9 protein-coding genes are annotated in these 7,692 nt (G+C 56.6%); 5 read left to right on the plus strand and 4 right to left on the minus strand.

Translation table 11 applies throughout. The features are described from left to right. Window positions 1–189: 189 nt before the first annotated feature. Entirely contained in the window at window positions 190–462 is a 273-nt protein-coding gene (locus tag AC2VNK_RS05570) for a hypothetical protein (RefSeq protein WP_486883118.1), read from the minus strand. A 53-nt stretch (window positions 463–515) separates the two neighbouring features. On the opposite strand from AC2VNK_RS05570, the gene AC2VNK_RS05575 reads away from it, so the two are divergent. The 3 genes from AC2VNK_RS05575 to AC2VNK_RS05585 all read left to right on the plus strand — a co-directional run bounded on the left by AC2VNK_RS05575 (window position 516) and on the right by AC2VNK_RS05585 (window position 3,550). Next, complete coding sequence (locus AC2VNK_RS05575; protein ID WP_486883119.1) at window positions 516–881, plus strand: toxin-antitoxin system HicB family antitoxin; 366 nt, start codon at window positions 516–518, stop codon at window positions 879–881. Window positions 882–1,426: 545 nt separating this feature from the next. Next, window positions 1,427–2,344 (plus strand): oxygenase MpaB family protein, encoded by a 918-nt coding sequence (locus AC2VNK_RS05580; protein WP_486883120.1) that lies wholly within the window; start codon window positions 1,427–1,429, stop codon window positions 2,342–2,344. Window positions 2,345–2,902: 558 nt separating this feature from the next. Next, window positions 2,903–3,550, plus strand: a complete 648-nt coding sequence (locus AC2VNK_RS05585; protein ID WP_291521869.1) for a phospholipase D family nuclease — start codon at window positions 2,903–2,905, stop codon at window positions 3,548–3,550. Between the two features lie 6 nt (window positions 3,551–3,556). Here AC2VNK_RS05585 and moeA read toward each other — a convergent pair whose 3' ends face one another. Genes moeA through mobA form a run of 3 tightly spaced genes read right to left on the minus strand, consistent with a single transcriptional unit; the run spans window position 3,557 to window position 5,903 of the window. Continuing rightward, a complete protein-coding gene (moeA, locus tag AC2VNK_RS05590; RefSeq protein ID WP_291521867.1) occupies window positions 3,557–4,795 on the minus strand; it encodes a molybdopterin molybdotransferase MoeA in 1,239 nt (412 codons plus the stop codon). 2 nt (window positions 4,796–4,797) lie between these two features. Then, on the minus strand, window positions 4,798–5,292 hold the full coding sequence (gene mobB / locus AC2VNK_RS05595; protein WP_291521865.1) for a molybdopterin-guanine dinucleotide biosynthesis protein B: 495 nt from the start codon (window positions 5,290–5,292) through the stop codon (window positions 4,798–4,800). Beyond that, the gene (gene mobA, locus AC2VNK_RS05600) at window positions 5,289–5,903 is read right to left on the minus strand and encodes a molybdenum cofactor guanylyltransferase MobA (RefSeq protein WP_461276511.1); all 615 of its coding nucleotides are present in this window, start codon (window positions 5,901–5,903) and stop codon (window positions 5,289–5,291) included. Before mobA ends, mobB begins: the two co-directional genes overlap by 4 nt. Before the next feature lie 73 nt (window positions 5,904–5,976). On the opposite strand from mobA, the gene AC2VNK_RS05605 reads away from it, so the two are divergent. Then, window positions 5,977–6,534, plus strand: a complete 558-nt coding sequence (locus AC2VNK_RS05605; protein WP_291521862.1) for a hypothetical protein — start codon at window positions 5,977–5,979, stop codon at window positions 6,532–6,534. Continuing rightward, window positions 6,531–7,607, plus strand: a complete 1,077-nt coding sequence (gene leuB, locus AC2VNK_RS05610) for a 3-isopropylmalate dehydrogenase (RefSeq protein ID WP_486883121.1) — start codon at window positions 6,531–6,533, stop codon at window positions 7,605–7,607. Before AC2VNK_RS05605 ends, leuB begins: the two co-directional genes overlap by 4 nt. The last annotated feature ends 85 nt before the right edge of the window (window positions 7,608–7,692 follow it).

Here is a 7,692-nt window from a genome sequence, read left to right on the forward strand (position 1 = left end):
TTGGACACAAAAACAGGCACATTAGAGTCCCTCCCAGCCGATCATGGACGGACTCTCATGATCAATGACAGGTTGGCAGCGTAAGCAGTCGTCCAGCGGACTGACCATCATGTTCTCGAAATTGGTCACCATGGCTGTAAACCGTAGCAGTCTTCTGAGAATGGTTTTCGAGAATCTCAACCATTTGATTTACTGTGCAGAAATCACCGCCATCCGAAGACTCTCGAAAACGGTCGGTTGCGAGAGGGCATCTATGATGCTAAATGATGTTACAAGTAGTATCATTCGTGGATGGATAAAGCGATCAAACTGCGTGAGGCCATGAAAAACCATCCCATGGGGTGGCAGATTGGTGATCTTTAGGTGGTTGCCCGTCAGCACGGAATCACCTGGCGACACGATGGCGGCAGTCATTGCGTATTTATCCGGCACGATGGGCGGACGCTGCCAGTGCCCGCCCATCGTCCGATCAAGCCGGTCTACATCAAAAAGTTTTTGCGCCTGGTGGCAGGAGAATGACCATGTATGCCCTGGAAGATTACCCGTTCGAGATGCGCCCGCTGAAGCCCTCAGAAGGGGGTGGGTATCTGATTTCCTACCCGGACTTCACGGAATGCATTGCGGATGGAGAAACGGTGGAAGAAGCATTACAGAATGGCCGGGAAGCCTTGCAGGCAGTGATGGGGGCTTTGCAGGAGCAGGGGATGCCGGTACCGGCACCGAATAGTGGAGGTGTGGCTTCCGGCAAATTCATTGCCAGAGTACCAAAATCCATCCATGCCCAACTCGCTGCGCGGGCCAGAATGGAGGGGGTATCGCTCAACGCGATGGTTTTGACGCTCATTGCCAAGGGATTGGGTCAGGGAACGCGGGTGGAATGAGGTTTCCGGACGCCGAAAGATAGACGGGTTGATGGGCAGATTCAGGGCCGGAAATGGCCCCGGAAGTGTCCAGAAACCAACTGTCGATTAAACCTTCGATTTCTGAACTGTCATGTGGCGCGAGGTTCCTGCGCCCGCTAGAACACATTATTTGGATACGGTACTTGTGCGAGTCGTCCAGTCATGACGGCGTCATTGTTAGGCCGTTTCTTGGTAACTATGACGGTATCCCGATAATCGATACATGATCCCCGTAAAAGGCCAGTACACCGGGGTGGGGGAGGTCCTGCATGCCTTCCATGAGTGTCATAATGCTCTGACTTGGGGTACACTCAGCGCGATATCATGTGTCCCTGCCAGAAACGACTGTAGCTGTGCCAACGTTTGTAGCTTTGTTTCCTTCATGTCGATCATCATGCCTCTGTAGTGACCGATTAAAACTCAGGTGCTCAGACTCATTTCATATTGGAAGAGGCTAGATATTTACTCATCTCATAATCGGATGGATACTGTTTCCGAAACGAAAAACGAAGAGAGTAACGCAGATGAATTTAGGCAGCAACTGGACTGAAATAGCGCGTCGTGGAATAAAATTCATTCAGGTGCGCCGCAACACCCATCTGCAAAATATTCTTGGTCGTGATCCAGTATCCGACCATTGTGCCATCGTGTTCTTGGATGCCGCTTACGAATTTCCATTCGATATCGCGCGCGCTCTCGAATTTGCCTTGTTCCGGAGTTATGCCGTACCCCGTATTTCTGGGTTGTTGCAGAAGTCGGGGGAACTCATGAACAATGCCCGCAAACGCTACGACGATACCGACCTAATTCTCAGCGAGCTTTTAGAACATGGCTATGACAGTGAACGAGGCCGGGCTGCTCTTGCGAATATGAATCAACAGCATGGCCGCTACCCTATACACAACGATGATTATCTGTATGTGCTGTCCACTTTTGTTTTTGAGCCAATTCGCTGGATTGAGCGTTTTGGCTACCGCGCTATGGTTGAGCAGGAGCGGTTGTCCTGGTTTTTATTTTGGCGTGCAGTGGGCGAACGCATGGGTATCCATAACATTCCCGAAAAATACGGAGATTTTGAGGGCTACAACATCTGCTATGAGCAGGATAAATTCAGATTTGCTCGATCTAATCATATTATTGCCACAAAAACCAGGGATTTACTATTGGAGATGTATATTCCACGGGCTTTATTTCCCATAGGGCGTCTCGCGGTTTATGCAATGCTGGATGAATCCATGTCCAAAGCTTTTGGATTTCCAGTGCAGAGGCCTACATTGCGCTTTATCATCCGGCGCATTCTGTACTTACGTGGAAAACTTGTCCGCTGCCTACCAGCGCGGCAAAAACCAGTACTGCGCACCCAAAAACGGCGTCCAACGTACCCTGAGGGTTACTGCATCAAGGACCTTGGTCCAGATCACGCTGACAACAGCATTCTTTAGTTACTCAGACCAGAATAGCATCGGTATTGCGCTTGATTGATAACGTCGTCGTTGATTTCTGAACTTACCCATGTCGACAAAACAAAGCCTCCAGATGGACCCCTATTCAGGACGCGCAGCAACTCTCGAATAACTGAATGACCGCAATCAGTCTAGTGCCGCCAGTTCGTCCTCTGTGATACCCAGGCGTTCCATTTCTTCACGGATTCGCCGTCCTGCTTCGAGCAAAGCGTCCCTCTCTGACTGGCTGGGTTTTTTGGGAACCGGGATGTAAAAGCCGATGGTCTGCCTCACAGCGGACTGAGACTGGCGGTGATGACCTTTTACGCATGAACTGCCCTTGCTGATAGCGCCATTGCATGCTCTCCGCCGCACTGTTACCCGTCTGCCCCGAGGCAGAGGTTGCCTGTTACGTATGGAAACAGTACGCTACTTAGTATTTTAATTATCAATCTATTAGTGTGCATAGTGAAAAATCCTGAAACGTAATGAACACGGGAGACGGGGCTCACCGCCTCCGCCACTAAATGACAGGAATAATAATAAGCAGGAGCGTTCATGTCTGGACTGAAGCGGTCGAGCATTGTGCCGGTTTGTGGATTGTTGCTGGCGTCTTTTGCCGCAGGGGCACGGGCCGATGGGTCTGGATCTGGTTGGCAATCGCTTAAAAGCTGGGGGCAAAATCAGTGGTCGGCGGCCACCGCCGCACTGCCGCACACGCCCGTAACGGTGCCGGCGCGGGGGACGATTGAAGTGGCTTTCTCGCCGCCGGGCGGAGCGACAGCGGCCATTGTGCAGGCGGTTGGCGAGGCGAAGCAGCGGGTCTGGGTGCAAGCCTATAGCTTCACCAGCGCGCCGATTGCCAAGGCCGTGCTCAGTGCCGCCAAAAGGGGGGTCGAGGTGAAGGTGGTGCTGGACAAGAGTCAGCGCACCCAGAAATATTCGGTGGCCGATTTTTTCGCTAACCAGGGTGTGCCCGTTTACATTGATGACCAGCACGCTATTGCCCATAACAAGGTGATGGTGATCGATTCGGGGACGCTGATCACGGGCAGCTTTAATTTCAGCAAGGCGGCAGAGCAGGCCAACGCCGAAAATCTTCTGATATTTCGGGGAAATCCGGCGCTACAGCAACTCTATGCTGACAACTTCCGCTTTCATCTCAGCCACTCGACGCCCTACACGGCGCGTCACGGCCTGGATTAGTTCGACCTAGACGAGTCCTTCCAGCAACTGTACATCGACCAGACTGCCGGCCTTGGCATGCTCCGCTTCGGCCGCGAGAATGATCAGGCAGTCGGCATGGGCCATTCCACTCATGATATGGGAGGCCTGTTGACCAATCCCCGTCACCTGTAGTCCGCTGGGGGTCAGCAGCAGCCGACCGCGCTGGAAATCGGTGCGTCCCCCCTTTTTCTGGAGATCCTCTGCCAAAGGAAGCTGTAGCAGCGGAGCGGTCCAGGGCGCCGCTTTGCCCATGCGCTTGAGGATGCTGGGGCGTACAAACTGGTAAAAAGTCACCATGGTAGAGACGGGGTTGCCGGGCAGGCCGAAGAAGATGGCGTTGTCGAGTTGTCCGAAAGCCAGAGGACGCCCAGGTTTCATGTTTATTTTCCAGAAATTGATGGTGCCGAGGCGACTGAGGAGTTCGGCGATGTAGTCGGCGTCGCCCACGGAGACGCCGCCGGTGCTGATCACCATATCGGCCATGGTTGCGGCGCTGTGCAGGGCCTCTTCGATGTGCTCGGGATCGTCGACGATACGGCCGAGATCAAGGGTTTCACAGCCGAGGCGTTGCAGCATGCCGTGCAGGGCGTAACGGTTACTGTCGTAGATTTGTCCTGGACCCAACGCGCTGCCCAGTGGGCGCAACTCATCGCCGGTAGAGAAAAATGCGACCCGCAGACGGCGATACACGGCGAGTTCAGCAACGCCCAAACTGGCGAGCAGTCCGATTTGGGCGGGACGCAACCAGGTTCCCGCTTTCAGGGCCAGGGCTCCGGCCTGTAGGTCCTCACCGGGCTGGCGGATATTCGCTCCCGTCTTGCTGAGCACCTGCGGAGTGACCTGATCAGCGTGGACTTCTGCCTGCTCCTGAACGAGTACAGCATCCGCGCCTTCCGGGACCACGGCACCGGTCATAATACGTACACACTCGTCGGCAGCGACATGCCCCTTGAAGGGATGGCCGGCAAAAGACTGGCCGATGATGCGTCGTACGGCATCGCCGTCAATGCTGCGCAGGGCGTAGCCATCCATGGCCGAATTGGACCAGGCGGGCACGTTGGCAGGGGCATGAATGTCCGTGGCCAGTACCCGTCCCAGCGCATTGCCGAGATGGATATTTTCGGTACCTTGCACCGGCAGGCTGGCCGCGAGGATGGCATCCCGTGCATCGGCGACACTTTTAGCCAGGGAATCATGTTCGTTACCACCACAACAGTGAGCCATGTTTAATCTTCCTTTTTTATCCATTGCCGGATGAATTGCGCGATGGCGGACGGCGCATTCAGGTCCAGTTGAACGCCGGGAATGTCCAGAACGCTATCTGTCGCTACGGCCATGATGCAGGGGTCATCTGCCGCAAGCAGGGGACGCCCGAGACCTGGCCGGTGCACTTCGATTTTCGGCACTGCCAGTGCCTTGTTCCCCTCTATCAGGAGAAGGTCTGGCAGTGGTTGCAGGCTGGCGCTGATGGTCTCCAGGTTGACTTCTGCCGGAGCAGGTCTGCTCATAAACCAGCGTTTCGGACCCTGCAGTAATACGGCATCTGCACCTGCCTCCCGTAAACGGTAACTGTCTTTTCCCGGTACATCCCAGTCCACATCGTGATGGGTCGACTTGACGACGGCGACCTTCAGTCCATATCCGCGTAGCAAGGGAATCAGGGCGCAGAGCAGGGTGGTCTTGCCGCTACCGCTATATCCTACTACACAGAGCGTTTTCATGTCATATCCTCTGGATGATTGCAGTTACGCAGCAAGTCGGCGGGCAGGGTGAGACCGGCAAAAGAGAGGTCCTGGAACCAGCCTTGCGCCCGCCGCCCGCCGCCGTCCAGATAACGCTGTAGCTGGGGCAACAAATCGCAGCGACACAGGCAGATGACAGCATGCCAATGGTCGGCGCTGCGTACCACCACCAGGTCATGCCCGCCTTTGGCCTGCCACATGCGGCGCACGATATCCTGGGGTAAATAGGGGCTGTCTACCGGGATGCTGGCTACCCAGGCTTGCGTCGCGGCATGCATTCCGGCGGCCAGTCCCATGAGCGGGCCCTGAAAATCTGCCGTCAGATCAGAGACGACACGATGTCCCCATTGTGCATAACGGTCCATATTGCGGTTGGCGCTGATGACGATGTCGGTACAATCCCCGTGCAGGATGGCGATGGCCCGCTCGATCAGGGGTTTTCCCTGCCAGTCCAGCCAGCCTTTATCTGCACCACCCATACGACGACCGGCGCCACCGGCCAGAATGATTCCGGTGACTGGTAGCTGTTGTTGTGCGTTCCGTGCGTTGGGTGTGTATATGGGTGCCGGGGTGCTGATGGACGAGTTCACGGGTGTCGTGCCTTGCTGGCAATGCCTATGCTATCCTTCCACAATTCTTTCCTGAGGAAAACCCGGAGCGGTTATGTGGAATTGGTTGCGGGGCAAGATGGAGCCTGTCGCCCCGCCCAGCGGAGTCGTGATAGATGCGGGTATCCCGGCGCAGGATCGGGTGGCGGAACTCCCCTTGCCGGAGCCCCTTTTTATTCTGCACTACAACGGTTTCGGTCTGTTGCCGGAAAATCCCGAGCTGCGTCAAATTCTGCTGGAGACGGCGCGGAGTGGTGACTTCCTCCGGGATATGCCACGCGTCAGCGCCCAGCAATTGGCGGCAAGGACCGGACTGCAAATGCGCTTTGGCCTGGATACCGACACCGTGGCGCGTTTCTTTCGGGTGCTGCACGCCGAGATTACCCGGCGCATGTATGTGGAAGCTGCCCGGGAGCGCGAAGGCGCGGCGGGGCTGCGCTTGACTCTGCGTAAGCCGGAAACGGCCACGCCGGAAGACCAGGCCATTGTCAACGCCGATGCCCACGGTCTCGGTGCCGGGGTCTATCCCTTTACCCATATTCCCGAAAACCCCCATCCGGGGACGGAAAACCCTTTTATTATTCGCGTCGTGATGAAAAAGGATCTGTTATGAAAAAAATAGCCATCTTCGCCGGTGACGGCATTGGTCCGGAAATCGTGGCGGCTGCCCGGCAAGTGCTGGATGCCGTGGATCAGGCCGCCCACCTTGGCCTGCGCTGTACCGAAGGCCTGGTGGGCGGGGCCGCGCTGGACGCCAGCGATGATCCCTTGCCGGCAGTCTCTTTGCAGTTGGCCATGGAGGCGGATGCGGTCATTTTGGGCGCGGTGGGCGGCCCCCGCTGGGACGCGTATCCACCCGCCAAACGCCCGGAACAGGGACTGCTGCGCCTGCGCAAAGGCCTGGACCTCTATGCGAACCTGCGTCCCGCGCAGATTTTTCCGCAGTTGCTGGATGCCTCGCCCCTACGTCCGGAACTGGTGCGCGATGTCGATATCCTGGTGGTGCGCGAGCTGACCGGGGATATCTACTTCGGCCAGCCGCGCGGTCTGGAGGTCGTCGACGGCAAGCGCCGCGGCTTTAACACCATGGTCTATGACGAGGATGAAATTCGCCGTATCGCCCATGTGGCCTTCCGCGCTGCCCAGGGGCGTCGCAAGCAGCTGTGCTCGGTGGACAAGGCCAACGTCCTGGAGACCACACGTTTGTGGCGCGAGGTGGTCACCGAAGTGGCGCGGGGCTATCCCGATGTGCAGCTCAGCCACATGTATGTGGATAATGCCGCTATGCAATTGATCCGCGCCCCGGCACAGTTCGACGTGCTGCTGACCGGCAACATGTTTGGTGACATTCTTTCCGACGAAGCCAGTCAGTTGACCGGATCCATCGGCATGCTGCCCTCGGCTTCACTGGGCGAGGGTCGGGCGATGTATGAGCCTATTCATGGCTCGGCGCCGGACATAGCCGGGCAGGACAAGGCGAATCCCCTGGCCACCATTCTGTCGGTGGCGATGATGCTGCGGCATTCCCTGAACGCCGAACCTTGGGCACAGCGGGTGGAGGCTGCCGTACAGCAGGTGCTGAGCCAAGGGCTACGCACAGCGGACATTGCAGCGCCCGGCGCGTCGGTTATTGGTACCAAAGCCATGGGTGCCGCAGTGGTCAACGCACTTAGCCTGAAGGATTGATAGCGCATGCAAAAATCACAATATAATGTCGCTATTTTAGGGGCAACCGGTGCAGTTGGTGAGGTCATGCTGCAGATTCTCGAGC

This window comes from Acidithiobacillus sp. TH-A35 (assembly GCF_057473505.1).

Bases quoted from the DNA above. Each gene is read 5' to 3' on its own strand.
- AC2VNK_RS05570 (WP_486883118.1), bottom strand. From the start codon at position 462: ATGGGCGGGCACTGGCAGCGTCCGCCCATCGTGCCGGATAAATACGCA.
- AC2VNK_RS05575 (WP_486883119.1), top strand. From the start codon at position 516: ATGACCATGTATGCCCTGGAAGATTACCCGTTCGAGATGCGCCCGCTG.
- AC2VNK_RS05580 (WP_486883120.1), top strand. From the start codon at position 1,427: ATGAATTTAGGCAGCAACTGGACTGAAATAGCGCGTCGTGGAATAAAA.
- AC2VNK_RS05585 (WP_291521869.1), top strand. From the start codon at position 2,903: ATGTCTGGACTGAAGCGGTCGAGCATTGTGCCGGTTTGTGGATTGTTG.
- moeA (WP_291521867.1), bottom strand. From the start codon at position 4,795: ATGGCTCACTGTTGTGGTGGTAACGAACATGATTCCCTGGCTAAAAGT.
- mobB (WP_291521865.1), bottom strand. From the start codon at position 5,292: ATGAAAACGCTCTGTGTAGTAGGATATAGCGGTAGCGGCAAGACCACC.
- AC2VNK_RS05605 (WP_291521862.1), top strand. From the start codon at position 5,977: ATGTGGAATTGGTTGCGGGGCAAGATGGAGCCTGTCGCCCCGCCCAGC.
- leuB (WP_486883121.1), top strand. From the start codon at position 6,531: ATGAAAAAAATAGCCATCTTCGCCGGTGACGGCATTGGTCCGGAAATC.